Below are 24,949 nucleotides of genomic sequence, written 5' to 3'. Positions count from 1 at the left end.
GTCACACCCCCCACGCCACCCGACCCACCCCCCAGGGAGCCGACCGTGTCGCTCGACCTCAGCACCTCCCCGACCACCCCCACCTCCCCGACCAGCCCCGATCGCCCCGCCCGGAACGCCCGGTCCGCCCGTCCCGCCGAGGGGGAGGGGGCCGCGGTCCGCGAGCTCCCGCCGATCCGCCCCGAGGACCACGGCAAGCCGGTCTTCGGCCGCGCCTTCGAGTACGCCAAGGACCCCTTCGCGCTCTTCCGCCACCAGTGGGACCACTACGGCCCGGTCGCTCCGTTCTCGATGCTCAACCAGCGCTGGGTGATGCTGCTCGGCCCCGACGCGTGCGAGGAGGCCTTCCGCAACAAGGACAAGGCCTTCGCCAACGGCCCCGCGTGGACCTACCTCGTCGGGCCGTTCTTCGACCGCGGGCTGATGCTCCTCGACTTCGAGGAGCACCACATGCACCGGCGGATCATGCAGCAGGCCTTCACCCGCGACCGGCTCGAGGCGTACGCCGCGCGCATGCACGCCCCGATCGAGGCCGGCCTCGCCGGCTGGGCCGACGGGGGCCGCGACCGCGACTTCCGCGCCTACCCCTCGCTCAAGCAGCTCACCCTCGACGTCGCCGCCGACATCTTCATGGGCGGCGCGGAGGACACCTCGCCCGAGGAGATGGCGAAGGTCAACGAGGCCTTCATCGCCTGCGTGCAGGCCGCCGCCGCGGTGGTCCGCAAGGACCTCCCGTTCACCCGCTGGGGCCGGGGCCACCGCGGCCGCGAGGTGCTCGAGGACTTCCTGCGCCACTACCTGCCCTCGCGGCGGGCCGTGCGCACCGATGACCTGTTCTCCCAGCTCTGCCACATCGAGAGCGACGAGGGCGAGCGGTTCAGCGACGACGACGTCATCAACCACATGATCTTCTTGATGATGGCCGCGCACGACACCTCGACCATCACCCTCTCCACGATGCTCCAGATGCTCGGCCAGCACCCGGTCTGGCAGGAGCGCTGCCGCGAGGAGTCGCTCGCCCTCGGCCCGCGCCCGACCCTCGCCGAGCTCGAGGGCCTGGAGTCGATGGACTGGGTGATGAAGGAGTGCCTGCGGCTGCGGGCGCCGGTCCCGGTCGTCCTGCGCCAGGTCGTCAAGGACACCGTCGTGCAGGGCGTCCGCATCCCCGAGGGCACCTTCGTGGTGCTCGCGCCGCAGTTCGCGCAGGTGATGGAGGAGCTGTGGACCAACCCCCTGGTCTTCGACCCCGAGCGGTTCTCCCCCGAGCGCCGCGAGGACAAGTCCCACCGCTACGCCTGGAACCCCTTCGGCGGCGGCGTCCACAAGTGCCTGGGGATGTACTTCGCCGGCGCCGAGGTCAAGGCCGTCCTTCACCACCTGCTTCGCGGCTGGGAGTGGAGCGTCGACCCCGGGTACGTCGCGCCGATGAACAACCACTCCCTGCCGTTCCCCAAGGACGGCCAGCCCATCGACCTGCGGAGGACCCGATGACCACCACGCTCGACGCCACGACGATCCCCGCCCCGGCGCGGCCCGCCTGGGTCACCGACGCCAAGCTGGCCTCCTGGACCCGCTGGGTCTCCGCGCCGGTGACCGGCGGCGAGGGCACGCTCACCGCGACCGCGCCGTACGACGCCCGGCCCACCGCGCCGGTGCCGAGCTGCTCGGCTGACGACGTCGCGGCGACCGTGGTCCGCTCGCGGTCGGCGCAGGCCGGCTGGGGCCGGCTGAGCATCGCCGCCCGCGCCGAGGTGCTGCTGCGCTTCCATGACCTGCTGCTCGAGCGGCAGGACGAGGTCATCGACCTGGTCCAGTGGGAGATGGGCAAGGCCCGCTACCACGCCTGGATGGAGATCCTCCAGGTCGCGAACCTGACCCGGCACTACGCCAAGCGCGCCGCGGCCTACCTCGCCGACCGTCCGGTGCGCGGCGCGATGCCGCTGGTGACCAGCGTCCGCGAGGTCCGCGTGCCGCGCGGCGTCGTCGGCATCGTCTCGCCGTGGAACTACCCGCTCTACCTCGGCGTCGGCGACGCCGTCCCCGCGCTGCTCGCCGGCTGCTCGGTGGTCAGCAAGGCCGACCCGCAGACCCCGCTGACCATGCTGTGGACCCGCGCGCTGCTGGCCGAGGCCGGGCTGCCCGCCCATGTCTGGGACGTCGTCGCCGGGCCCGGCGCGGAGGTCGGCACCGCCCTGGTCGAGGCGGCCGACTACGTCTGCTTCACCGGTTCCACCGCCACCGGCCGGATCGTCAGCGAGGCCGCGGCCCGCCGGCTGGTCGGCGCCTCCCTCGAGCTCGGCGGCAAGAACCCGCTCCTCGTCCGCGCCGACGCCGACCTCGACAAGGCCGCCGCCGGCACCGTCGACGCCGTCTTCACCAACACCGGCCAGATGTGCATCCACATCGAGCGCGTCATCGTCCGCGAGGACGTGTACGCCGCGTTCCGCGACAAGCTGGTCGCCGCCACCCGCGCGCTGAAGGTCGGCCAGACCTTCGACTTCACCTGCCAGGTCGGCTCGCTGGCCAGCGCCGCCCAGCTGGCGAAGGTGACCGCCCACGTCGAGGACGCCGTCGCCAAGGGCGCGACCGTGCTCTGCGGCGGCCGCGCCCGCCCCGACCTCGGCCCCTACGTCTTCGAGCCGACCGTGCTCGAGGGCGTCACCGACGACATGGACCTCTGCCTCGGCGAGACCTTCGGCCCGGTCGTCGCGCTGCACCGGGTGAGCAGCGACGAGGAGGCCGTCGCGCTGGCCAACCAGGGCGCCTACGGGCTCTCGGCCAGCATCTTCAGCCGCGACACCCGCACCGCCCAGGCGCTGGCCCGCCGCGTGCGCGCCGGCTCGGTCAACATCAACGACGGGGCCGCGCTCGCCGCGGGCTCGGTCGAGGCCGGCATGGGCGGGATGGGGGAGAGCGGTCTCGGTCGCCGGCACGGCGCCCAGGGCATCCAGCGATTCACCGAGACCCAGACCATCGCGCTGTCGCGGATCGGCCCGGTCGGCCCGCCTCCGGGGATGGCCCTGGAGACGTTCGTCAAGCTCGGCAACGCCCAGCTGCGGCTGCTGCGCCGGATCCGCTCGCGCTGACCCGGCCGCCGAGGCTATGGTCCGGTTCTCCGGACGTGGCGTGGATCACATCCACCGCGTCCCCGGCGAACCGAGAGGACCAGCGTCGTGGACTTCGACGACACCCCGGACGAGGCGGCCTGGCGCGCGGAGGTGCGCGCCTTCATCGAGGAGCACCGCGAGGAGCTGGGCCGCCGCGGTGACGCGCGCGGGTACGACGACCAGGTCGCGCGCGCCCGGCAGGCCCTGCTGTACGACGGCGGGCTGGTCGGCGTCACCTGGCCCGTCGAGGCCGGCGGCCGTGGCGGCACGCCGATGCAGCAGGCCATCGTCGACCAGGAGCTCGCCCGGGCGGAGGTCCCGGGGCTGATCAACCTGATCGGCATCGGCATGTGCGGCCCCACCGTGATCCACCACGGGAGCGAGGAGCAGCACGCGCGCTACCTCCGGCGGCTGCTGCGCGCCGAGGACGTGTGGTGCCAGCTGTTCAGCGAGCCGGCCTCCGGCAGCGACCTCGCCGCCCTGCGGACCAAGGCGGTCCGCACCGAGGACGGCAGCTGGCGGATCAGCGGCCAGAAGGTCTGGACGACGCTCGCGCACCTGGCCGACTTCGGCATCGTGCTCACCCGCACCGACCCCGACGTGGCCAAGCACCGCGGGCTGACGATGTTCGTGGTGGACATGAAGGCGCCGGGCGTCACGGTCCGGCCGCTGCGGCAGATGAGCGGCGGCGCGGACTTCAACGAGGTCTTCTTCGACGACGTCGAGGTCCCCGACGCCGAGCGGCTCGGCGACGTCGGCGACGGCTGGCGGGTCGCGCTGACCACCTTGATGAGCGAGCGGCTCAGCCTCGGCGGGGGCGGCACCGAGATCGGGATCGGGTCCGCGGCGATCCTCGAGCACGTCGCCGGCCGGATCGGCGACCTGCCCGCGGAGCGGCAGGCCCTGGTGCGCCAGCAGCTCGGCCGGGCCTACGTCGACAGCCTCGGCACCCGCTACACCGGCTACCGCCAGCTCTCCGCGATCAGCCGCGGCGACCTGCCCGGCCCCGAGGCCTCCGCCGGCAAGCTCGCCGGCACCCGGGCGGCGCGGGAGCTCGCCGACCTCGCCGTGCGCCTCCTCGGCGACGACGCGGCGTACGCCGCCACGGCCGAGGGGTCGAGCACCTGGCAGGACCTCCAGGCCGTCCTGCCCGGCATGGCCATCGCCGGGGGCACCGACCAGGTGCTCCGCAACGTCATCGGCGAGCGGGTCCTCGGGCTGCCGGCCGAGCCGCGCGCCGACAAGGGCATCACCTTCCGCGAGAGCCTCGCCACCACCGGCACCACCACCGGCACCGCCACCGGCACCGCCGCCGGCGCCTGAGCCAGAGGAGCACGAGATGAACTTCGACCTCGACGACGAGCAGCGCGACCTCGCCGCCGCCGCCCGCGACTTCCTGGCCGGCTCGACCTCCCCGGCGGTGGCCCGGGCCGCGCTGGAGGCCGACGACCCGGCGAGCGCCGAGCTCGCTCCCGGCCGCGACGCCCTCGTGGCCAGCGGGTTCGCTGCGATCACCGTGCCCGAGGTGGCCGGCGGCGGGGGCGGCTCGCTGCTCGACCTGGCCGTCGTGGCCGAGCAGGCCGGGCGGGTGCTCGCCGGGCCCTCGCTGGTCACCTACGCCCGGGCCGCGGTGCTGCTGGCGGGCGACGAGGAGCGGCTGGCCGGGCTCGCCGACGGCAGCCTGCGGGTCGCGGTCGTTGACGCGACCGGGCCCGTCCTGGACGCCGCGTCCGCCGACACCTTCCTCGCCCGGCGCGGGGAGGAGCTGGTCTGCGGGCCCGGCACCGTCGAGGTGCCCGCGCCGATCGACCCCACCCGCGGCCTGGGCCGGGTGCGGCTCGGGGAGGACGTCGCGGTGATCGCCGCCGACGCCCGGCTGCGCTGGGAGCACGCCGAGCGCGTCGGCCGCGTCGTCCTGGCCGCCGAGGACCTCGGCTCCGCGGCGCGGGCGGTCGAGCTCGGCGTCGCCTACGCCCAGGAGCGGCACGCCTTCGGTCGGCCGATCGGCTCCTACCAGGCCGTCAAGCACGCGCTGGTCGACGCCTACGTCCAGGTCGAGCAGCTCCGCTCGCTGGTGTGGTGGGCGGCGTGGGCGGCTGACCAGGCCGTCGACGAGCTGCCGGTCGCCGCGGCCGCCGCGAAGGCCGCCGCCGCGACCGCGCTCACCACGGCCGCGGAGACGCTGGTCCAGGTCCACGGCGGGATCGGCTTCACCTGGGAGCACGACGCGCACCTGTACTGGCGCCGGGCCAAGGTCGACCGGTTCCTGCTCGGCGACGACGTGGCGGCGTACGACGAGGTCGCGCGGCTCGCGCTGGACCAGGCCGCCCGCGAGGACTCGCCGTCGGCGGAGGCCGGCGCCCGGGCCGAGGCCGCGGTGGCCGCCCGATGAGCGCGCGGCGCGGCGAGCACGACCTCGCCCTCCTCGCCGAGCGCTCCGTCGAGCGGCTGGGTGACCACGACACGCTGCTCTTCGAGGGCACCTGGCACTCCTCGGGCAGCATCCACGACCGCTCCACCCGGGTCGCCGCCGGCCTGCGCGAGATCGGCATCGGCGTGGGCGACCGGGTCGTGGTGCTGATGATGAACACCCCGGAGGTCTTCGTCACCTATCGCGCCGTGTGGCGCGCGGGCGCCGTGGTCACCCCGGTGATCTTCCTGCAGACCCCGCCCGAGCTGCGCCACATCCTCACCGACTCCGGCGCCCGGGCCGTCGTCGTGACGCCCGAGCTGCTGCCCCTGCTCCAGGCGGCGAGCGAGGGGCTGGACCTCGAGGTGCTCGTGGTGGGGGAGGACGGCGAGCCCACGCCCGGCACCCGTCCGTACGCCGACCTGGAGGCCGCCGACCCGCTGCCGCTGGACCCGCGGGCCGACGACGACCTCGCGGCGCTGCTCTACACCGGCGGCACCACCGGCCGGGCCAAGGGCGTCATGCTCAGCCACCGCGGCCTGTGGGAGAGCGGCGCCGGCCTCGAGGCGGTCGCGCGGACCATGGACACCACCCGGTCGCTGCTGCCGCTGCCGCTGTCCCACGTCTACGGCCTCAACGTCGTCATCGCCGGCCTGCACTCCGACCGGCGCGGGATCTCGGTGCTCCAGCGCTGGTTCGACGCCCCCGGCTGGGTCCGGCTGGTCGAGGAGCACCGCCTCGAGTCGAGCCCGGTGGTGCCCTCGATGCTGGCCCTGCTGATGGCCGAGCCGCTCGAGGAGCACGACCTGTCCTGCCTGCGCTCGTTCGGCTCGGGCGGCGCGCCGCTGGCCGGGGCGCTGCGCGAGGCGGTGGAGAAGCGGCTCGGCGTGGTCATCCTCGAGGGCTACGGATGCACCGAGGCCAGCTCGGTGGTGACCGCCTCGACGATGGACGCCAACCGGCCCGGCAGCGTCGGCCGGCCGGTGCCGCACGCCGAGGTCGCGATCCTCGACCCGGACGGCCGAGCGCTGCCCGCGGGGGAGGACGGCGAGATCTGCGTCCGTGGGCCGGGGGTGATGCTCGGCTACTGGCACGAGCCCGAGCTCACCGCCCGCACCGTCGTCGACGGCTGGCTCCACACCGGCGACATCGGCCACCTCGACGACGACGGCTTCCTCCACGTCGTGGACCGGCTCAAGGACCTCATCATCCGCGGGGGGTTCAACGTCTACCCCCGCGACGTCGAGGATGCGCTGCTCACCCACCCCGAGGTGACCTCCGCGGCGTGCGTGGGTCGCGCGGACCCGGTCAGCGGCGAGGAGGTCGTCGCCGTGGTGGCGGTCCAGCCCGGCTCCACCCTGACGGGGGAGGACCTGGTCGCGTACGCCAAGGGCCGGCTCGCGGCCCACAAGTACCCCCGCGAGGTGGTCGTGGCGGACGCGGTCCCGCTCACCAGCGTGGGCAAGACCGACCGCAAGGCCGTCCGCGCGATCCTCAACGGCTGAGGCCGCCCGCCCCGGCTGCCGAGTCGGCACTTGTGGCCGGCCGAGTCGGCAGTTGTGGCCGGTCGAGTCGGCAGTTGCTGCTGGCCTGCTCCGGAACTGCGTTCTCGGAGCGTCACAGGTGCCGACTCGGCGCGCACGAAGTGCCCACTCGGTGCGTCACAGGTGCCGACTCGGCAGGCGCGGGGATGGATCCCCCGTTGACAAGATCACTGTCACTGTCCAGACTGACAGGGCACCCTGTCAGAATCGAGAGGAACCCCCATGTCCCGTGAGATCTCCGGCCTGTCCGTCATCGTCACCGGAGGTGCCCGCGGCATCGGCAAGGCGACCGTCGAGCGCTTCGCCCGCCAGGGCGCCAAGGTCGCCATCGGCGACCGCGACGTCGACCTCGCCGCGCTGGTCGCCGAGCCGTTCGGCGACCGGGCGATGGCCGCGCCGCTGGACGTGACCGACCCCGAGTCGTGGCGCGTGTTCCTCGACGCGGTCGCTCCGCTCGGCCCGTTCGACGTGCTGGTCAACAACGCCGGGATCATGCCGCTGGGCTCGGTGCTCAAGGAGCCCGACGCCGTGACGAAGGCGATCGTCGACGTCAACCTGCACGGGGTCATCCTGGGCACCAAGGCCGTCGCGCCCGGCATGGTCGAGCGGGGCCGTGGCCACATCGTGAACGTCGCCAGCGCGGTCGGCCGCGTCGCGGTCGCCGACGGCGCGACGTACACCGCCTCCAAGTTCGCCGCCGTCGGGTTCAGCGAGGCCATCCGCTCGGAGCTGCGTCCCTACGGCATCGACGTCAGCGCGGTGCTGCCGACCGTCGTGCAGACCGAGCTCGCCGCCGGCGTCTCCCAGGCCCGCGGGGTCAAGGCGGTGACCGCGGACGACGTCGCCAAGGTCATCGAGCAGGCGGTCCGGTCGCCCAAGCCCGAGATGTGGGTGCCGCGCTGGTCGCAAGCGATCTACAAGGTCGGCTCGGTGATGCCGCGGCGGCTGATGGACGCGATGGCCCACCTGACCCACGCCGACACGGTGCTGAGCACGGCCGACACGGCGGCGCGCGCGGCGTACGAGGAGCGCGCCCGCCGCTCCGCGGGCCCCGAGGCCTGACCGGCGGCGCCCGACCGGTCCATACCTCTGCGCGACCTCGCCCGTCCCCGTGACCGGGGCCGGGCCCGGTCGTTGACGGCTGCGGGAGTGGGGGCTCGTCAGCACGACAGCAGGGGAGGGCCGGTGGGCTTCAGCGCGCCGTTGAGCAAGCCGCAGCGCGACCTGCGGATCGGGTACGGCGCGCTCGGCGTCGGCGCCGCCGCGTTCGTGCTCCTGACCGTCGCGACGCTCACGCTCGGCGACACCGACCTGCCCGGAGTGCCCGTGGCGCAGCCGCCCGGGCTGGTCGTGCCCGACGCCCAGCAGGTCATCGACGCGCGCGTCCTCGTGCGGCCCGCCTCGGCGGGGCCCGTCGGCCCCGGCGCGAGCGGCCCGGCCGCGGGCGGCCTCGGCGGCGCCGGCGAGGCTCCGGTGCCGCCCGGTGGCTCGGCAGGACCCGAGCAGGGCCCCGAGCCGGGCCCCGAGCCGGGCTCCGAGCCGGGCCCTGGTGACGGCCCGGGGACCGACCCCGCCCCGCCCGACGACCCCGACCCCGGTACGCCGCCGGGCGAACCCCGTCAGGGAGCGGTGTCCGCGCTCCTGGACCCCGTCGTCGAGGCGGTCGTGACCGGCGTCGACGGCCTCACGGGAGGTGCGCTCGCGCCGGTCACCGGAGCCGTGCAGGAGACCACCGACGGCCTCACCGACGTCGTCGACGGGCTGCTCGGTGGCCGCGTGCTCGGTGGCCGGCCCTGAGCGGGCCGGCCACCTGCGTCAGTGCTTGATCTGCCTCAGTGCTCGATCCGTCAGCGCTTGAACGCGGTGACCTTGACCGAGAACTGCTTGTTCTGGTCGCGCGCCTTGCCGCGGCAGGACAGGTTCGTGCCCTTGTAGCACTTGAAGCGGGTCGAGGCATTGGCGAGGGTAATCGTCACGCCGCTGACCTTCTTCGCGTTGAAGCTGACGACCTTCTTGCCGTAGCCCTTCTTGGTCAGGCTGATCGTCTTGCGCGACCAGGCGCCCTTCTTGTTGCGCACCAGCACGTGCACGGCCGGGCTCGAGGAGCGGTTCGGGGCGTTGACGGTGATCCGCAGCTTCCACTTCTTGCCGGCCAGGTCGGAGGCGGGCTTCACGCCGATGTTGCGGGCGGCGAGGTGGTTGATCCGGACCGTCGTCGAGGACTTCCGGGCGGACTTCGAGAGCGTCACGCGCTTGCTGAAGCCGGCCTTCGGCCACGCCGCGCCCTCGGGGTAGTAACGCGCCGGCGAGGTGTTCGAGGCGGCGTACGCCGCGAAGACCGACGCGAACCCGCCGCCCTTGCCGCCGATGGCCTTGCGCAGCGCCTTGGTGGAGTACATGTTCGGCGCGCCCTTGAACGCACCGGCCTTGTTCCAGACCTTCTTGACGATGCCGTTGCCGAAGCGACGGCCGAGGTACTCCCAGAGCGTCCAGTTGCCGTACTGGGCGAAGCCGGAGGGCTGGAAGACGTCGAGGGAGCTGGCCGGCTGCTTGACCTGGCTGGCCGAGAGGTACTGGCGGTTGTCGTCGACGCCGTCGGCGACGCGCTCCTCCATCCACGTGGCGGTGGACTCCATGAGCCACCGGTCCTCGTTGTAGTCGTAGGCGAACTGGATGGCGTGGAAGAACTCGTGGGCCGCGGTCACCTTGAGGCTCTGGGCCGGCGGGGCGCCGAACTGGGCCTGGGCGAAGTCGTTGTCGAGCACGCAGTAGCCCGAGGCCACCCACTTCCGCCCGGCGACGCGGTACTCGGGCACGCAGTAGCCGTAGAGGCCCTTGCTGCCGAGCTCCTTGAGGTAGACGTCGAACTTGCCGTTGCCACCGCGCCTGCCGTCCTTGGCCGGCGGGCGGTAGCCCATCTTCTTGACCTCGTGGCGCCAGACCTTCTGCAGCACCTTGACGTTCTTCTTCACCCAGGCCCGCGAGGTGGGCTGGTCGGCGCTGCTGGTGACGTAGTGCAGGCAGAAGTTCGAGGTGCACTTCTTGGTCGTGGGCACGCTGTAGCCGTCGCCCTGGGGGTCGCGGGCGCCGTCGGTGGGCCGGGCCAGCAGGGCCTCGGCCTGGCGGCGCTCAGCACCCTCCAGCGTGGGCAGCGCGACGAAGAGGTCGCGCATCAGCAGCGTGGCCTCGGCGCGTTCCCCGTGACCGGCGCCGCGGGCGGCGGTCCGGCCGGCCAGCACGGCGGATGCCTCGTCCAGGGTGCGGCGCGCCTCCTCCGCGGTGACGGTCTCCTCGGCCTCGCTGGGCGCGGCGGCGACGGGGGGCGTGGCCGGTGTCGCCGGCTCGGCGGAGGCGGTCGAGACGGAGGTGGCGGGGAGCGCGGCGAGGGCCGTGCTCAAGGCGAGCAGGACGGCCGCGAGGGGTCGACGCATGGGGTGAGGGCCTCTTTCGGGCTGGGTGGAAGAACGGGTCCAGCGTGCCCGGGGAGGGCACGGCCAAACCGCGCGGATCAGGCGGAGGCCGAGATCTTCTCGATCAGCGCTGTGGTCGAGATCGCCGGCGTACGCGGCAGGTAGACCACCTCGCAGAGGTCCTTCATCTCGTCGAAGCGGCCGGCCCAGTCATCGCCCATGACGAGGACGTCGGCGCCGTGCTCGGTGATGTAGTGCCGCTTGAGCTCGAGGCTCTCCTCGACGAAGACCTCGTCGACGGCCTTGAGCGCGGCGACGATCGCGAGCCGCTCGGCCTGGCTGAAGACGGGCTCGCGGCCCTTCTTGCGCAGGTTGAGCTCGTCGGCGGAGACGCCGACCACGAGCCGGTCGCCGAGGGCCGCGGCGCGCTCGATCACCCGCAGGTGGCCGACGTGGAAGACGTCGAACGTGCCGAAGGTGATGACGGTGCGAGACATGCGGGTGATTCTGGCACGTGGATGCGTGGGCAAGGATGTCGGTGATGAGCACCTCGCGACCCATGACGATCCCGTTGATCACCGCCGACCCCGCAGCCGACGAGATCAGGCGGCAGGGCCTGCGCCGGATGCGCACGATCGCGGTCGGCCTGCTCGTGCTGGCCGCCGTGGTGTACGCCGCCACCATCGGCCAGGACGGCGTGCTCGGCTTCGTCAACGCCGGCGCCGAGGCCTCGATGGTCGGCGCGATCGCCGACTGGTTCGCGGTGACCGCGCTGTTCCGCCACCCCCTCGGGCTGCCGGTGCCACACACCGCGCTCATCCCCAAGCGCAAGGACGAGCTCGGCCGGGGGCTGGAGGAGTTCGTGGGGGAGAACTTCCTCCAGGAGGACATCATCCGCGAACGGGTGACCTCGGCCACCGTCTCCGAGCGGGTGGGCCGGTGGCTGGCGGAGCCGGCGAACGCCCAGCGGGTCGTCGACGAGGTGAGCGACGTCGCGGTCATCGCCCTGGGCAAGGTCCGCGACGACCACGTCGAGTCGCTCATCCGCGAGGCGCTCGTGCCGCGCTTCCGCGACGAGCCGATCGCCCCGCTGCTCGGCGGGCTGCTCAGCGAGACGCTGCGCGACGACCTCCACCACGGCCTGGTCGACCTCGCGCTCACCGAGCTGCACGACTGGCTGGTCGCCAACCCCGACACCGTGACCGAGATCCTCGGGGAGCGGGCGCCGTGGTGGTCCCCGCCGAGCATCAACGAGCGGGTGACCGCCCGGGTGCACCTCGAGCTGGTGCGCTGGGTCGCCGACATCCGCGACGACCCCGAGCACGACGCCCGGCGCGCGCTCGACTCGATGCTCGGCCAGCTCGCGCACGACCTGCTGGAGGACCCCTCCACCCAGGAGCGCACCGAGCGGCTCAAGGAGCGGCTGCTGGACCACCCGCAGGTGATCGCCTCCAGCGTCTCGCTGTGGAACGCCCTGCGGCGGGGGCTCACCGGCTCCCTGCGGGACCCGGAGGGTGCCGTGCGGCATCGGCTGCTGACCGAGACCCACGCGTTCGGCGAGCGGCTCCTGGCCGACGAGGAGCTGCGCGCCCGGCTCGACGGGATGGCCGCGGACGCGGCCGTCTTCGCCGTGGAGCGCTACGGCGCGGAGGTGACCACCGTCATCACCTCGACCATCGAGCGCTGGGACGGCAAGGAGGCCGCGCGGCGCATCGAGCTGCACGTGGGCCGCGACCTGCAGTTCATCCGGATCAACGGCACGATCGTCGGCGGGCTCGTCGGTGTGCTGATCCACGCTTTCTCGGTCATCATCCACTGATGCGACTGCCGTGGAGGAAGAACCAGACCGAGCCCGCCGAGCCGGCTGCACCGGTGCCGATGGACGTCGCGATCCGCGACGAGTCGATCCGGCTGGGGCAGTTCCTGAAGCTCGCGAACCTGGTGGAGACCGGGGCCGAGGCCAAACCGGTCATCGCCGACGGCCTGGTGCGCGTCAACGGCGAGGTGGAGACCCGCCGCGGGCGCCAGCTGCGCGTGGGCGACGTCGTGGAGCTGGGCGGGCAGGCCGCCCGGGTGTCGGACTCCGACGCCCCGGACGACCTGCCCTGGTGAGGCAGCTGGTCGAGCTGGCGAGGGTCAGCTGACCCCGAGCAGGTCGACCACGAAGATCAGCGTCTCGCCGGGCTTGATGACGCCACCGGCGCCGCGGTCGCCGTACCCCAGGTGCGGCGGGATGACCAGCTGACGCCGGCCGCCCACCTTCATGCCCTGGACGCCGGTGTCCCAGCCGGAGATGACCTGGCCGATGCCGAGGCGGAAGCGCAGCGGCTCGCCGCGGTTGTACGACGCGTCGAACTCCTCGCCGGTGGAGTGCGCCACGCCCACGTAGTGCACCTCGACCGTGTTGCCGGCGGCGGCCTCGGGGCCGTCGCCGACGACGATGTCGGTGATCTGGAGGTCGGTGGGCGGGTCGATGTCGGGGAACTCGATCTCGGGCTTGTCCATGCCGCGACCCTAGGTCACGGCCCTCAGACCGGCATCGGGCCGGGGGAGTAGGGGTAGTTCGGGACCGGCGGCGGCAGGCCCACCTCGGAGTTGTCCCAGCCGTGCTTGCCGCGGTCGAGGTCGTCCTGCACGCCGTCGAGGATCTCGCGGGAGGAGCCGTCGGTGTCCTCGAGCCAGCCCGCGCCGACGGCGAGCAGCCGACCGCCCTCGACGAGCTCGGAGGCCGAGCCGGTGACCACGGCGTCGAGCTCGGCGAGCACCTCCGACCACCGCGGGTAGGGGCCGTTGGTGCCGTAGCCGATGTAGCCGGTCCGCTCCCAGATGCTCGCCTTGTCGGCGGACTGGGCGTCCTCGGCGGCCTTGCCCATCGACGCGGCGATGGTGGGCACGGTCTCGTATCCGATCCGGCGCAGGTGCTCCACGCGCACGTCGACCGCCGGCGGGTCGAGCAGGGCGGGGTCGACCCCGTTGCGGGGGTGGATGTGGAACTGGCTCGCCGGGCCGCTGCGCATGGTGTCGAGCAGGCCCTGCAGCGTCGTGACCAGGTCGCTCTCCTTGCGCCAGACCGCGTGGTCGAGGCCGCGGATGGCGTCGACCATGCTGTCGTAGACGTCCTCGGCCGTGGCGCCGCTGATGTCGAACGTCGCCTCCTTGGTGTCCTCCGGGGGCAGCAGCGAGTCGACCAGGGAGAGGGCGCTGGAGCCCGCCGAGAGCACGGGCTGGATCGCGGACGGCAGGAAGTTGCCGACGATGTCGACGAGGGCGGCGACCACGCCGAGGTCGATCGAGCCGCTGCCGCCGCCGGTGACGTCGAAGGCCGCCTTCGACTCCTCCAGCAGCTTCATGATGTCGACCCGGGTCTTCTCCCAGATCTGCTTCTCGCCCTGGAGCGCGGCGCCGAGGAGGATGGCGACCTGGGCCTGGTTCTGCAGGAGGGGGAGGATCCGACCCGCGCCGTAGCTGTTGTCGAAGGCGAACACGAGGGCGCTGGTGCTGCCCTCCGCCGTGCCGGGGCCGACCCAGTCGTCGAGCAGGTCGAGGTTGGCGGCGAGGTCCACGGAGGCGAAGTCGTGGTCGCTCTCGCCGCTGGGCACGGGGGTGAGGCCGACGACGGCGGCCTGCATGTTGCTGATCGGGCCGGTGAAGTCACCCGGGTCGGGCAGCGAGCTCCAGCCCTCGAAGGCGTTCGCGATCCGGTCCAGCCACGGCTGGTAGAGGTCCTCCCACGGGTCGAAGTCGTAGAGGTGGAACAGCCTCCCGAGCGCATCGGTCTCCTCGCCCACGTACCGGGCGCCGGGAGGGGCGTCGCTGTTGGCGGTCTGGGTCAGGGCGTTGTACTTGAGCCGGATCGTGCCGGTGGGGCCGGTCGCCGGCGGCAGCAGCGGCTCCCAGCTGTTGCCCTGGAAGCCCCCCTCGGCGGTGCCGTACCACCGGGCCTCGTGCATCGCGAACCGGATGGCCTCGTGGGCGATGTCCTTGATCGCACGATCGACCGCCGACGGGCTGTAGCTGCTGGCCATGGGACCTCCTGGTTGCCGTGACCGGGGTCATGCTCGCTCACCGGGCTGCTCAAACCCGCGGGCGGCCGTGGTCCGATCCGGACTGGTGAGCACCGCGAGGGCGGCGCGCTGTCCACTGACCAGTGCGCCCTGCAGGGACGCGGTGTCGCGGTGGTCGCCGCACACCACCAGCCCGGGGCGTACGACGACCGGCCGGCGCGCGGCGAACGGCACCGGCTGCGCCGGCAGCGCCTGCGGCAGCTCGTGGCGGGCGAGCTCCTGCCATCCGGTGTCGACCAGGCCGAGGAGGTCGGCCGCGTGCCGCCGCATCCGGCCCTCGGACGGCGGCGCGGCGCCGGAGCCGATCAGGGCCGAGGCCTGGACCAGGTGCCGCCCCTCCGGGGCGTAGGACGGGGCGGCGGCCGAGACGATCGCTGCGTTGACCGCGGGCCCGCTCGGGCGGGGCCGGGCGTCCACCGCCAGCACGCCCGGGGCGCGGGCGTCGCGGCGGCCGGCGAGGTCGTCGACGGCCCACCACTGGGTCACCACCCCGCGGGGAGCGGGGGTGGGGGTGCCGACGAGCCGGTGGGCGGTGGCCCCGTCGGTGGCCACCACGACGTGCCGGGCGCGGGTCGCGCCGGCCGCGCTCAGCAGGACCGGCCGGGCGCCGCTGGTGTCGATCCCCTCGACCGGGCACCGCAGGCGGACCCGGTCGCCGAGGCCCGCCGCGAGCTGGGCCGGGAGGGCCGCCATGCCGCCCGCGGGCAGCGCCGGGGTGCCGGCGGCGAAGCTGCGGGCCAGGAGCAGGGCGAAGGCGTCGGCGGTCGCGCCGGAGGCGTCGAGCAGCACGCCGGCGAGGAAGCGCTCGAGCACCCGGCGCAGCAGGCCGTGCACGCCGGCACGGTCGAGGGAGTCGCGCAGCGTGAGGTCGCCGCGCCGCGGGGTGACCCGGTCGGCCAGCCCGCGCTCGCGGCCGACCACGGGCGGGCCCAGCGCAGGAGCGCCGCGACCTCCCGCGGTCGCACGGCCACCGAGCGGGCGGTGCGGCCGGTGAGCCCGAGCTCGCGCAGCGGGTCGGCCAGCAGCTCGGCGCCCTCCTCGGTGCGGGCCAGCACGCCGGCGGGGAAGGGCTGGAGCGCCAGGGCGTCGAGGTCGACCCAGCGACGTACGGCCGGGTAGGCGGGGTTGAGGAGCTGGAACCCCTGGTCGACCAGGAACCCGTCGACCCGGTCGGTGCGCACCCGTCCGCCGACGCGGTCGCTGGCCTCCAGGACGACCACGTCGAGCCCGGCGTCGGTCAGGGCGCGGGCGCAGCGCAGGCCGGCGAGGCCGGCACCCACCACGACGACGTCCGCCTCGCCGGTGCGTCCCACGGATCCCACGGTCGCCGCCGGCCTCAGGACCGGCCGAAGCGGTCGACGTAGGCGACGACGCGGTTGAAGAGCATCGAGACCGTGGCCAGGTCGGCCGCGTGCCGCGCCGGGTCGTCGGCGAGCTCGAAGAGCACCGGTCGGGCCTCGTCGACACCGGCGTCGGCCGCGACCCGGGCCAGGACGCGGGCCGCGTCGCGGACGGCCGGCGGGTCCACCGCCCAGACCGCCTCGAAGAGCCGTTCGCGGTCGGGTACGTCGTCCTGGCCGGGCAGCTCCCAGGCCGCGAGGACCGCGGGCAGGTCCACCGAGTCGCACACCACCGTCCACTCCCGGCGCAGCGGGGAGTCCTCGGCGAGCGGCACGTGGTGCACGTGGGCGGCGCGCGGGTCCGGCCCGCCGGCGGCGAGGGCGAACGCCGCGCGCGACACGCGCGCGAGCTCCTCCCAGCGCGGTGCCGCCGGCGCGTAGAACCGCGCGTCCTGGAAGGACCCGAAGACCGTTGCGCGCTCGGCCCGGGCGCAGAACTCGTCCTCGATGGCCCAGGAGAGCGCCAGCAGGGTGGCCTTGGTCAGCCGTTGCGGCTGGAGGTGCGGGTGGCGGCTGCGCAGCGTGGCGAAGACCGACTCGGGCGTCGGCGCGGCGGCGGCCCGGGCCCGGTCGACGGCCTGGCTGATCGCCCGGTCCAGGCGGACCCCCTCCTCGCGGCGGCGCACGACCTCGCGCACGGCCTCCACGTCGGACTCGGCGTACCGGCGGTGGCCGGACTCGCGCCGCACCGGGGCGGGGAAGCCGTGCCGGGTCTCCCACATCCGCAGCGTGGCCGGCGCGACGCCGGTGCGCTCGGCCAGGTCGCCGATGCTCAGACCGGAAGACTTCAACACGTTGTCCATGTTTGCCCCGGTTACCTCAACAAGACTCTGCAAACCTCAGGCCGGAAACCTCGGACCGGACAACCTCAGACCGGCAAACCTCAGTCCGGCAAACCCGAGTCCGCAGGCGCGGGGTCAGCCCTGGTGCAGGTAGCTGTCGAGCTGGTCGCGCTCGAACTCGAGCCGGCCGATCTTGGCCCGGACCACGTCGCCGATGCTGACGATGCCGACGAGCCGGCCGTCGTCGACCACCGGGACGTGCCGGATGCGCCGGTCGGTCATGGTGCGCATCAGGTCGTCGAGGTCGGTCTCGGGCGAGCAGGTCTCGACCAGCGCGGTCATGATCGCGCCGACGGTGGTGTCCACCACGGTGCCGTCGGCGTGCAGCCGGCGGACCACGTCGCGCTCGCTGACGATCCCGTCGAGCGAGGCGCCGTCCGCGCTCACCACCAGGGCGCCGATGTTGTGCGTCGCGAGGGCCGCGAGCAGCTCGCGCACCCCCGCGTCCGGCCGGATGGTGACCACGTCGCCACGCGACTTGCTGTCGAGGACCTCGCCGATGCGCATGCCGACCTCCCGGGGTGTGGTTCCCGAGACGCTACTCACCGGGCGCTGCCGTGGACAGCCCTCCGCGCGTCTGCCCGGAGGTGGATCAGTCCAGTGATCAGTCCAGTGGTCAGTCGAGCGGCACGTCCCCGCCCGGCAGCCCCGGGCGGCGCCGCGAGCGCAGGTCGGAGACCGAGCCGGGGCCGGTGCGCGGCCAGTCCGGGTCGTCGGGGTCGCCGCCGAGGTCCGGCAGCGCGCCGAGGAAGGACATCGCGGCGTCGTGCAGGTGCCCGTTGGTCGCCAGCGCGTTGCCGCCGAAGGGGCCGTCGGTCCCGTCCAGGGAGGTGAACCGGCCGCCTGCCTCGCGGACGATCACGTCGAGCGCCGCCATGTCGTAGACCTCGAGCTCGGGCTCGGCGGCGATGTCGACCGCGCCCTCGGCGAGCAGCATGTAGGACCAGAAGTCGCCGTAGGCGCGGGTGCGCCACACGCGCCGCATCAGCGAGAGCAGGTCCTCGAGCCGGCCGCGCTCCTCCCAGCCGGAGAGGGACGAGTACGACAGCGAGGCGTCCTCGAGGCGACGTACGTCCGAGACGCGGCACTGGGTGGCCTTGAGCAGCGAGCGGCCGGTCCACGCGCCGCCGCCGGTCGAGGCCCACCAGCGGCGCTGCAGCTGCGGGGCCGAGACCACGCCGAGCACGACCTCGTCGTCGACGACCAGGGAGATGAGCGTGGCCCACACCGGCACCCCGCGCACGAAGTTCTTGGTGCCGTCGATGGGGTCGACGATCCACCGGCGCTGGCTGTGGCCGGTCGACCCCTGCTCCTCCCCGGTCACGGCGTCGCGCGAGCGGACCCGCGAGAGCGTGCGTCGGATCCCCTCCTCGACGGCCTGGTCGGCGTCGGTCACGGGGGTCAGGTCCGGCTTGCTCATGACGTGCAGGTCGAGCGCCTTGAACCGCGCTGTCGTGAGCGAGTCGGCGTCGTCGGCGAGCACGTGCGCGAGGCGCAGGTCGTCGGTGTAGTCGGGGTGCGGGGTGGCCACGAACGCACAGGCTACTTTCAGCCTCCACCGAGCGGGGTGGTGCAACATTCATCCATGGACATCAACGGCCTGCCGCTGCACGCACTCGTGGTCCACACCGCCGTGGTTCTCGGCCCCGTGGCCGCCCTGTTCGGCATCGCGTACGCCGCCGTCCCGCGCTGGCGGGACTGGCTCCGGTGGCCGATGGCCGTCCTGGCCGTCCCCGCGGCGGCCGCGGTCTGGGTGGCCTTCCTCTCGGGCGAGCAGCTCACCGAGGCCAACCAGTACGGCGGCCCGCTGGCCGCGCTGGTCGAGACCCACGAGGAGCGGGCCGCGGTCTTCCGGCTCGTCGTGCTGGCCTTCGCGGTGGTCGCGGTCCTGGCCGCCGCGCTGCACCGCCGCGTCGGGGTGGCGCGGTGGGTGCTCGCGGTCCTGCTCGCCGGCACCGGCGTCGCCACCGTCGTCTACGCGGTGCTCACCGGCGACGCCGGCGCCCAGGTCGCCTGGTACGGCGTGCAGCCCTAGGACAGCCGCTCAGCCGGCCTCGTGCTGCCCAGCGTGCGCCGGGGCGCACGCTGGGCATCACGAGACGGGCAATCACGAGGCGGGAGGACCCGTCCTCCTCAGACCTTGGGACGCAGCACGACCGTCGTGGAGCAGATCATGTCGGCCCAGGTGCGGTTCTTGGCGTCGAACAGCGGCCAGAGGTAGCCCAGGTAGCAGGGGAGCGCGTCGAGGATGTGGGCGAAGGAGCGCCCGATGTTCAGGCCCACGCCCGGCGGGACGTCGCTGCCGTCCTTGACCAGCTTGATCCCGAGCGCCTGCTTGCCCAGCGAGTAGCCGGTCCGGCCCTGGCGGATCCAGAGGTTCCAGATGGTGAAGCCGATCGCCAGGGCGTAGGCCACCAGTGAGATGGCCACTCCGACGCCGGTCGGCTCGGTGACCTCGCGCGTCGTGGTGCCGCCCAGCGGGTCCGCCACGGTCTGCCGGGTCGTCTCGGAGTTGAGGGCCAGCGCGATGACGGCGATGGCGTAGGCGACCGCCGGGATGATCCCGTCGATCAGGTAGGCACCGAGCCGGCGGCCCCAGGAGGCGTACACCGGCGGCGCGCCCTGGTAGGCGCCCGGCGCGCCGTACGGCGACTGCCCGTAGGGCTGGTGCGTCGGGGGCTGGCCGTAGGGCTGGGGGGTCGGCGGCTGGCCGTAGGGGTCCTGCCCGGAGGGCGGCTGCTGACCGTAGGGGTTCTGACCGTAGGGATCGCTCACGGCTGCCTGACTACCCCCGGCAGGAGGCGGCAAACCCGGCGGTCTAGTGCTCCGACGCGCTCCGGGCGGCGAGCAGCCGCCGGAACGACGAGACCCGATCGGGATCGGCCAGGCCGGCGGTGACCGCGTCGTCGAGGCCGCACTCGGGCTCGTCCTCGCCGTGGGTGCAGCCGCGCGGGCAGTCCTCGGTCATCTCGTCGAGGTCGGGGAAGGCCTCGATCAGGTGCTCGGGCTGGACGTGCGCCAGCCCGAAGGACCGGATGCCCGGGGTGTCGATGATCCAGCCGCCGCGCTCGCCCGGCAGCGCGAGCATGTACGCCGAGGTCGAGGTGTGCCGCCCGCGACCGGTCACCGCGTTGACGTGACCGACCTCGCGGTGGGCCTCGGGCACCAGCGCGTTGACCAGCGTGGACTTGCCGACCCCGCTGTGCCCGACGAGCACGCTGGTGCGCCCCTCGAGCCGTTCGCGGACCTCGGCCAGGTCGCCGCCGCGGCGGGTGACCACCCACGGCACCCCCAGCGAGCGGTAGGTCGACAGCAGCGTCTCGGGGTCGCGGAGGTCGGACTTGGTCAGGCACAGGAGCGGCTGCATCCCGGCGTCGTACGCCGCGACGAGGGCGCGGTCGATCAGCCGGGGGCGGGGCTCGGGGTCGGCGAGCGCGGCGACCACGACCAGCTGGGAGGCGTTGCTGACGATGACCCGCTCGACGGGGTCGTCGTCGTCGGCGGTGCGGCGCAGGACCGTCTCGCGCGGCTGGACCTCCACGATGCGGGCCAGCGAGCCGTCGACCCCGGAGGTGTCGCCGACGACCCGCACCCGGTCGCCGACGACCACGCCCTTGCGGCCCAGCGGGCGGGCCTTCATCGCCATCACGGTGGTGCCGTCGATGAGCAGGGTGAACCGGCCGCGGTCCACCGTGACCACGACCGCGTCGACGGCGTCGTCGTAGGTCGGTCGCTCCTTGGTGCGCGGGCGCGTGCGGCGGCGGGGTCGCTCGTAGTGCTCGTGGTCGTGCTCGGAGTAGCGCCCCGACATCGGTCGCCTACCCGACCAGCGCGGCCCAGGCGCCGGCGAAGTCGGGGAAGGTCTTGGCGGTCGTGGCGACGTCCTCGACGAGCACGCCGTCGACCGCGGCGCCGACGATCACGCCGGCGTGGGCCATCCGGTGGTCGGCGTAGGTGCGGAACACCCCGCCGTGCAGGGTGGCCGGTCGCAGCTCGAGCCCGTCGGGGTGCTCGGTGACGTCGGCGCCGAGCCGCCCGAGCTCGGTGGCCAGCGCCGCGAGCCGGTCGGTCTCGTGGCCGCGGATGTGGGCGATGCCGCGCAGGTGCGAGGGCCCCTCGGCCAGGGCGCACAGCGCCGCGACGGCGGGGGCGAGCTCGCCGACGTCGTGCAGGTCGAGGTCGACCCCGGCGAGCCGGTCCGGCCCGGTGACGGTGAGCCCGGCGTCGCCGAGGGTGACGGTGCAGCCCATCGCGGCAAGGATCTCGCGCAGCGCGTCGCCGGCCTGCGTGGTGTGCCGCGGCCAGTCCCGCACGGTGACGGTGCCGCCGGAGACGGCCGCGAGCGCCAGGAACGGCGCGGCGTTGGACAGGTCGGGCTCGATCAGGTGGTCGACCGCGCGGACCGGCCCGGGCGCGACCGCCCACCGGTTGGCGTCGGAGTCGTCGACCTCGACGCCGTGCTCGCGCAGCATCGCGACCGTCATGTCGATGTGGGGGAGCGACGGCACCGGCTTGCCGTCGTGGCGGACGTCGACGCCGCGGTCGTAGCGGGCGCCGGCGAGCAGCAGCGCGGAGATGAACTGCGAGGAGGCCGAGGCGTCCACCACGACCGTCCCGCCGGGCACCGAGCCGGTGCCGCGGACCGTGAACGGCAGCGCGTCGCCGACCACGTCGATGCCGAGCGTCCGGAGCGCGCCGAGCACCTCGCCGACGGGTCGCTGGCGCATGTGCGGGTCGCCGTCGAAGGCGACGGTCCCGCGGGCCAGGCCCGCGACGGGCGGCACGAACCGCATGACGGTGCCGGCCAGGCCGCAGTCGACCGCGGCGTCGCCGGCGAGCTCGCCCGGCGTGACCCGCCAGTCCTCGCCGCTGGTGTCGACCGCGGCGCCGAGCGAGGTCAGCGCCGCCGCCATCAGCGTGGTGTCGCGCGAGCGCAGGGCACGGCGTACGACGGAGGGCCCGTCGGCCACGGCGGCCAGGACGAGCGCCCGGTTGGTCAGCGACTTGCTGCCCGGCAGCGTCACGGTGGCCTCGACCGGGCCACGCGCTCGGGGCGCGGGCCAGGGGTCCTCGACGACGGCGCGCGCGGGGTCGGTCACGGGCCGCACTCTAGCGAGCGGCTCAGCCGACCTTCGCCTTCACCAGCCTGGCCTCGCGCCGGGCGGTGGCCGCCAGGTGCTTGGTCTCGCGGCGGGCGTCCTTCGCGGCCCGACGGGCGCGCCAGGCGACGCCCGGGCGGCCCTCGGTGTCGCCGGCGGCGATCAGGAGGCCGCCGAGGGTGGAGGCGTTCTTGACGAACTCCAGCCGCTCCTTCTTGCGGGTCTGCGGGTCGGTGGCCTTCCAGAACGGGTGGCCGGCCACGGTCGTCACGACCAACGAGCCCGCCAGCACGGCCGCCGAGGTCCGCGGCGCCCGACCGGTCGCGAAGGTCGTGCCGGCCGCGATCTGGACCGCCGCGTTCAGCCGGACCAGGGTCTCGGGGTCCTCGGGCAGTGGCAGCTGGGGCGCGGTCCGCTTGATCGTCGCGACCAGGCGGTCGATCGTCGGCGCGGCCTCCGCGGCGACGGTGCGGCTGTCGCGGAGGGCGTTCGTGGCGCCCACCAGGAAGACCGACGCGAGCATGGGCCGGGCGATGCGTCTGCTGAGGGACATGTCGGCTCCTTACCCGGTCACCCGGCCGGGTACACGAAGCGCCTCGCCGGTGCACCCCCGATGGGGGAGGCCGCCACTAGGGTGAGGCGCATGTGCGGTCGCTACGCCTCGAGCCGCCGGGCCGAGGACCTCGTCGAGGAGTTCGACGTCGATGCGCTGCGGATCGCCGCCGAGCTCGAGCCCGACTACAACGTCGCCCCCACCAAGGACGTGTACGCCGTCGTCGAGCGGCCGCCGTCCGGCGAGCAGGTCGCCGAGCGGGCCGGGCGGGCCGAGCGCCAGCTGCGGGTGGCCCGGTGGGGCCTGGTGCCCTCGTGGGCCAAGGACATCTCCATCGGCAACCGGATGATCAACGCCCGGATGGAGACGGTGGCCGAGAAGCCGGCGTACAAGCGGGCGTTCGCGAAGCGGCGCTGCCTGCTCCCCGCCGACGGCTACTTCGAGTGGTACCCCACCCAGCAGACGACGAAGGCCGGCAAGCCGCTCAAGCAGCCGTTCTTCATCCGCCCCCGCAACGGCGGCACGCTCGCGATGGCCGGGCTCTACGAGATCTGGCGGGACCCGGCCCGGCCCGAGGACGACCCGGACCGGTTCGTGTGGTCCTGCACGGTCATCACCACCGACGCCGAGGACGAGCTGGGCCACATCCACGACCGGATGCCGCTCATGGTCGAGCCGGACCGCTGGGCGGACTGGCTCGACCCGACCGCCGCCCAGGACTCGCTGCTGGACCTCCTGGTCCCGGCCGCGCCCGGTGCGCTCGAGGCCTACCCCGTCTCCCGAGAGGTCAGCAACGTGCGCAACAACGGCGCCCACCTGATCGACCCGCTGCCGCTCGAGGAGGTCGTGGAGTGACGCTGAGCGAGCGGGTCGTCGACACCCCGCACGGGCCCGCCCGGCTCGTCACCAACCGCGCGCCCCGGCCCGTCGGCACCCTCCTGCTCGGGCACGGCGCCGGCGGCGGGGTGGACGCGCGGGACCTGGTCGCGCTGGCCACCCACCTGCCCCGGCACGGTTTCACCGTGGTCCGCCTCGAGCAGCCGTGGAAGGTCGCCGGCAAGCGGATCGCGCCGGCCCCGCGCATCCTCGACGAGGGCCTGGTCGCGGCCTCGGACAAGCTGCGGGTCCGCACCCCGCTCATCGTCGGCGGCCGGTCCGCCGGGGCGCGGTCGGCCGTGCGCTGCGGGCGCCGGCTGGGGGCGGTCGCCTGCCTGGCGCTGGCCTTCCCGCTCCACCCGCCGGGCAAGCCGGAGAGCTCGCGGCTCGAGGAGCTGCGCGGAGCCCGGCTGCCCACCCTGGTCGTCCAGGGCGACCGGGACACGATGGGCCGGCCCGAGGAGTTCCCCGACGACGTCGAGATGGTGGTCGTCCCCGGCGGTGACCACGGGTTCAAGGTCCCCGCCCGCGGCGCGGTCTCCCAGGACGAGGCGATGGACCTGCTGGTGGAGAGCACCCTGGAGTGGCTGGTGCGCGAGGTGACGGGGAATCAGGGGCGCCGATGACGTGTTGGCCCCGACGTGACCGTGCTGATGGAACGCCCCGTGCCGACCGCGCCGACCCCACCCCGGCTCCGAGTACGCTGGGCCGCGATGACTGACTCCGTCACTGACCCGCTGGAGGCCGCGACCGTGGACCCGGTCGACGCCGCCTCCGAGACCGACGAGGAGCGCTCGCTGCGCTTCGAGCGCGACGCGCTGCCGTTCCTCGACCAGCTCTACTCCGCCGCGATGCGCATGACGCGCAACCCGGCCGACGCCGAGGACCTGGTGCAGGAGACGTTCGCCAAGGCGTACTCCTCCTTCCACCAGTTCAAGCCGGGCACCAACCTCAAGGCCTGGCTCTACCGGATCCTCACCAACACCTTCATCAACACCTACCGCAAGAAGCAGCGCCAGCCCCAGCAGTCGATGTCCGAGGACGTCGAGGACTGGCAGCTCGCCCGGGCCGAGTCGCACACCTCGACCGGCCTGAAGTCCGCGGAGATGGAGGCGCTCGAGCACCTGCCCGACTCCCAGGTCAAGGACGCCCTGCAGCGCCTGCCCGAGGAGTTCCGGCTCGCCGTCTACCTCGCCGACGTCGAGGGCTTCGCGTACAAGGAGATCGCCGAGATCATGGAGACCCCCATCGGGACCGTGATGTCCCGGCTCCACCGCGGCCGTCGCCAGCTGCGCGACATGCTCTCCGACTACGTCCGCACCAACGACCTGCTGACCGTCGGTCGCGACGGGAGCAAGTGATGGACGAGTCCCGCACCCACCAGCACGTGGACCCGCAGCAGTGTGCGGACTACCTCGAGCAGATCGTCTACTTCATCGACAACGAGCTGGCCGAGGCCGACTGCGCCGCGGTCCGGGTCCACCTCGACACCTGCAACCCGTGCCTGGAGAAGTACGACCTCGAGCGCACCGTCAAGCAGGTCGTCGCCCGCTCCTGCTCCGAGCCGGCCCCCGCCGAGCTCCGCGAGCGCGTGATGCTCCGCATCCGCGAGGTCCAGGTCCGCATCACCGAGGGCTGAGCGCC

General features: G+C 73.8%; 26 protein-coding genes and 1 pseudogene. 14 read left to right on the top strand and 13 right to left on the bottom strand.

The window, feature by feature from the left end; genetic code table 11:
* Positions 1 to 45: 45 nt before the first annotated feature.
* From HPC71_RS15335 to HPC71_RS15305, 7 genes are all read left to right on the top strand, one after another.
* Positions 46 to 1,491 (top strand): cytochrome P450, encoded by a 1,446-nt coding sequence (locus tag HPC71_RS15335; RefSeq protein WP_253943734.1) that lies wholly within the window; start codon positions 46 to 48, stop codon positions 1,489 to 1,491.
* Positions 1,488 to 3,086 carry a succinic semialdehyde dehydrogenase gene (locus HPC71_RS15330; protein WP_154614851.1) on the top strand — a complete coding sequence of 533 codons (1,599 nt, stop codon included), beginning with the start codon at positions 1,488 to 1,490 and terminating at the stop codon, positions 3,084 to 3,086. The genes HPC71_RS15335 and HPC71_RS15330 overlap by 4 nt, the downstream gene beginning before the upstream one ends.
* A gap of 87 nt (positions 3,087 to 3,173) precedes the next feature.
* On the top strand, positions 3,174 to 4,430 hold the full coding sequence (locus tag HPC71_RS15325; RefSeq protein ID WP_171896884.1) for an acyl-CoA dehydrogenase family protein: 1,257 nt from the start codon (positions 3,174 to 3,176) through the stop codon (positions 4,428 to 4,430).
* 16 nt (positions 4,431 to 4,446) lie between these two features.
* A complete protein-coding gene (locus HPC71_RS15320) occupies positions 4,447 to 5,499 on the top strand; it encodes an acyl-CoA dehydrogenase family protein (protein WP_154614852.1) in 1,053 nt (350 codons plus the stop codon).
* Entirely contained in the window at positions 5,496 to 7,022 is a 1,527-nt protein-coding gene (locus tag HPC71_RS15315) for a class I adenylate-forming enzyme family protein (protein ID WP_154614853.1), read from the top strand. The genes HPC71_RS15320 and HPC71_RS15315 overlap by 4 nt, the downstream gene beginning before the upstream one ends.
* 261 nt (positions 7,023 to 7,283) lie before the next feature.
* Positions 7,284 to 8,123 (top strand): SDR family oxidoreductase, encoded by an 840-nt coding sequence (locus HPC71_RS15310; RefSeq protein WP_154613194.1) that lies wholly within the window; start codon positions 7,284 to 7,286, stop codon positions 8,121 to 8,123.
* Between the two features lie 141 nt (positions 8,124 to 8,264).
* Positions 8,265 to 8,858, top strand: a complete 594-nt coding sequence (locus HPC71_RS15305; RefSeq protein WP_154614854.1) for a hypothetical protein — start codon at positions 8,265 to 8,267, stop codon at positions 8,856 to 8,858.
* A gap of 50 nt (positions 8,859 to 8,908) precedes the next feature.
* Here HPC71_RS15305 and HPC71_RS15300 read toward each other — a convergent pair whose 3' ends face one another.
* Together HPC71_RS15300 and HPC71_RS15295 are read right to left on the bottom strand one after the other, a co-directional pair.
* Positions 8,909 to 10,492 (bottom strand): MXAN_6640 family putative metalloprotease, encoded by a 1,584-nt coding sequence (locus HPC71_RS15300; RefSeq protein WP_154614855.1) that lies wholly within the window; start codon positions 10,490 to 10,492, stop codon positions 8,909 to 8,911.
* Between the two features lie 77 nt (positions 10,493 to 10,569).
* Entirely contained in the window at positions 10,570 to 10,968 is a 399-nt protein-coding gene (locus HPC71_RS15295) for an FAD synthase family protein (RefSeq protein WP_154613191.1), read from the bottom strand.
* Positions 10,969 to 11,012: 44 nt separating this feature from the next.
* On the opposite strand from HPC71_RS15295, the gene HPC71_RS15290 reads away from it, so the two are divergent.
* On the top strand, positions 11,013 to 12,290 hold the full coding sequence (locus HPC71_RS15290; protein ID WP_230084193.1) for a DUF445 domain-containing protein: 1,278 nt from the start codon (positions 11,013 to 11,015) through the stop codon (positions 12,288 to 12,290).
* Positions 12,291 to 12,349: 59 nt separating this feature from the next.
* Positions 12,350 to 12,583, top strand: a complete 234-nt coding sequence (locus tag HPC71_RS15285) for an RNA-binding S4 domain-containing protein (protein ID WP_154613324.1) — start codon at positions 12,350 to 12,352, stop codon at positions 12,581 to 12,583.
* Between the two features lie 24 nt (positions 12,584 to 12,607).
* On the opposite strand, the gene HPC71_RS15280 is transcribed toward HPC71_RS15285, so the two are convergent.
* The 7 genes and pseudogenes from HPC71_RS15280 to HPC71_RS15255 form a co-directional block, all read right to left on the bottom strand.
* Positions 12,608 to 12,976 (bottom strand): FKBP-type peptidyl-prolyl cis-trans isomerase, encoded by a 369-nt coding sequence (locus HPC71_RS15280; protein WP_154613190.1) that lies wholly within the window; start codon positions 12,974 to 12,976, stop codon positions 12,608 to 12,610.
* Between the two features lie 23 nt (positions 12,977 to 12,999).
* The gene (locus HPC71_RS15275) at positions 13,000 to 14,496 is read right to left on the bottom strand and encodes a hypothetical protein (protein ID WP_154614856.1); all 1,497 of its coding nucleotides are present in this window, start codon (positions 14,494 to 14,496) and stop codon (positions 13,000 to 13,002) included.
* A gap of 27 nt (positions 14,497 to 14,523) precedes the next feature.
* The gene (locus tag HPC71_RS15270; RefSeq protein ID WP_171896883.1) at positions 14,524 to 15,456 is read right to left on the bottom strand and encodes an FAD-dependent oxidoreductase; all 933 of its coding nucleotides are present in this window, start codon (positions 15,454 to 15,456) and stop codon (positions 14,524 to 14,526) included.
* Positions 15,457 to 15,635: 179 nt separating this feature from the next.
* Positions 15,636 to 15,875 (bottom strand): annotated as a pseudogene (locus HPC71_RS21110) (FAD-dependent oxidoreductase); the annotation flags it as partial.
* Positions 15,872 to 16,738 (bottom strand): DICT sensory domain-containing protein, encoded by an 867-nt coding sequence (locus tag HPC71_RS15265; protein WP_154614857.1) that lies wholly within the window; start codon positions 16,736 to 16,738, stop codon positions 15,872 to 15,874. The gene HPC71_RS15265 and the pseudogene HPC71_RS21110, both read right to left, overlap by 4 nt.
* Positions 16,739 to 16,852: 114 nt before the next feature.
* Entirely contained in the window at positions 16,853 to 17,284 is a 432-nt protein-coding gene (locus HPC71_RS15260; protein ID WP_154614858.1) for a CBS domain-containing protein, read from the bottom strand.
* 109 nt (positions 17,285 to 17,393) lie between these two features.
* The gene (locus tag HPC71_RS15255; protein WP_253943733.1) at positions 17,394 to 18,308 is read right to left on the bottom strand and encodes an inositol monophosphatase family protein; all 915 of its coding nucleotides are present in this window, start codon (positions 18,306 to 18,308) and stop codon (positions 17,394 to 17,396) included.
* A gap of 54 nt (positions 18,309 to 18,362) precedes the next feature.
* On the opposite strand from HPC71_RS15255, the gene HPC71_RS15250 reads away from it, so the two are divergent.
* Positions 18,363 to 18,812, top strand: a complete 450-nt coding sequence (locus HPC71_RS15250; protein WP_154614859.1) for a DUF2231 domain-containing protein — start codon at positions 18,363 to 18,365, stop codon at positions 18,810 to 18,812.
* 98 nt (positions 18,813 to 18,910) lie between these two features.
* Here HPC71_RS15250 and HPC71_RS15245 read toward each other — a convergent pair whose 3' ends face one another.
* The 4 genes from HPC71_RS15245 to HPC71_RS15230 are packed head-to-tail and all read right to left on the bottom strand — an operon-like array spanning position 18,911 to position 22,429.
* Positions 18,911 to 19,552 carry an RDD family protein gene (locus HPC71_RS15245; protein ID WP_171896882.1) on the bottom strand — a complete coding sequence of 214 codons (642 nt, stop codon included), beginning with the start codon at positions 19,550 to 19,552 and terminating at the stop codon, positions 18,911 to 18,913.
* A 43-nt stretch (positions 19,553 to 19,595) separates the two neighbouring features.
* Positions 19,596 to 20,588 (bottom strand): ribosome small subunit-dependent GTPase A, encoded by a 993-nt coding sequence (rsgA, locus tag HPC71_RS15240; RefSeq protein ID WP_154613183.1) that lies wholly within the window; start codon positions 20,586 to 20,588, stop codon positions 19,596 to 19,598.
* Between the two features lie 7 nt (positions 20,589 to 20,595).
* Positions 20,596 to 21,876, bottom strand: coding sequence for a 3-phosphoshikimate 1-carboxyvinyltransferase (aroA, locus tag HPC71_RS15235; protein WP_171896881.1), 1,281 nt, complete (start codon positions 21,874 to 21,876; stop codon positions 20,596 to 20,598).
* Positions 21,877 to 21,898: 22 nt separating this feature from the next.
* Positions 21,899 to 22,429 (bottom strand): DoxX family protein, encoded by a 531-nt coding sequence (locus HPC71_RS15230; protein ID WP_154613182.1) that lies wholly within the window; start codon positions 22,427 to 22,429, stop codon positions 21,899 to 21,901.
* Positions 22,430 to 22,519: 90 nt separating this feature from the next.
* Here HPC71_RS15230 and HPC71_RS15225 point away from each other — a divergent pair, with 90 nt between their 5' ends.
* The 4 genes from HPC71_RS15225 (at position 22,520) to rsrA (ending at position 24,944) form a co-directional block, all read left to right on the top strand.
* Positions 22,520 to 23,284: an SOS response-associated peptidase gene (locus tag HPC71_RS15225; protein WP_154614861.1), complete on the top strand. Its 765-nt coding sequence runs from the start codon at positions 22,520 to 22,522 to the stop codon at positions 23,282 to 23,284.
* A complete protein-coding gene (locus HPC71_RS15220) occupies positions 23,281 to 23,931 on the top strand; it encodes an alpha/beta hydrolase family protein (protein WP_171896880.1) in 651 nt (216 codons plus the stop codon). The genes HPC71_RS15225 and HPC71_RS15220 overlap by 4 nt, the downstream gene beginning before the upstream one ends.
* Positions 23,932 to 24,018: 87 nt before the next feature.
* On the top strand, positions 24,019 to 24,666 hold the full coding sequence (locus HPC71_RS15215; RefSeq protein ID WP_171896879.1) for a sigma-70 family RNA polymerase sigma factor: 648 nt from the start codon (positions 24,019 to 24,021) through the stop codon (positions 24,664 to 24,666).
* Positions 24,666 to 24,944, top strand: a complete 279-nt coding sequence (gene rsrA, locus HPC71_RS15210; protein ID WP_154613180.1) for a mycothiol system anti-sigma-R factor — start codon at positions 24,666 to 24,668, stop codon at positions 24,942 to 24,944. Before HPC71_RS15215 ends, rsrA begins: the two co-directional genes overlap by 1 nt.
* Positions 24,945 to 24,949 lie beyond the last annotated feature (5 nt).

This window comes from Nocardioides marmotae, from assembly GCF_013177455.1.
Lineage (GTDB): Bacteria > Actinomycetota > Actinomycetes > Propionibacteriales > Nocardioidaceae > Nocardioides > Nocardioides marmotae.
Note: the sequence above shows the minus strand (reverse complement) of the source record. Positions and strands in the feature narration are given on the sequence as shown.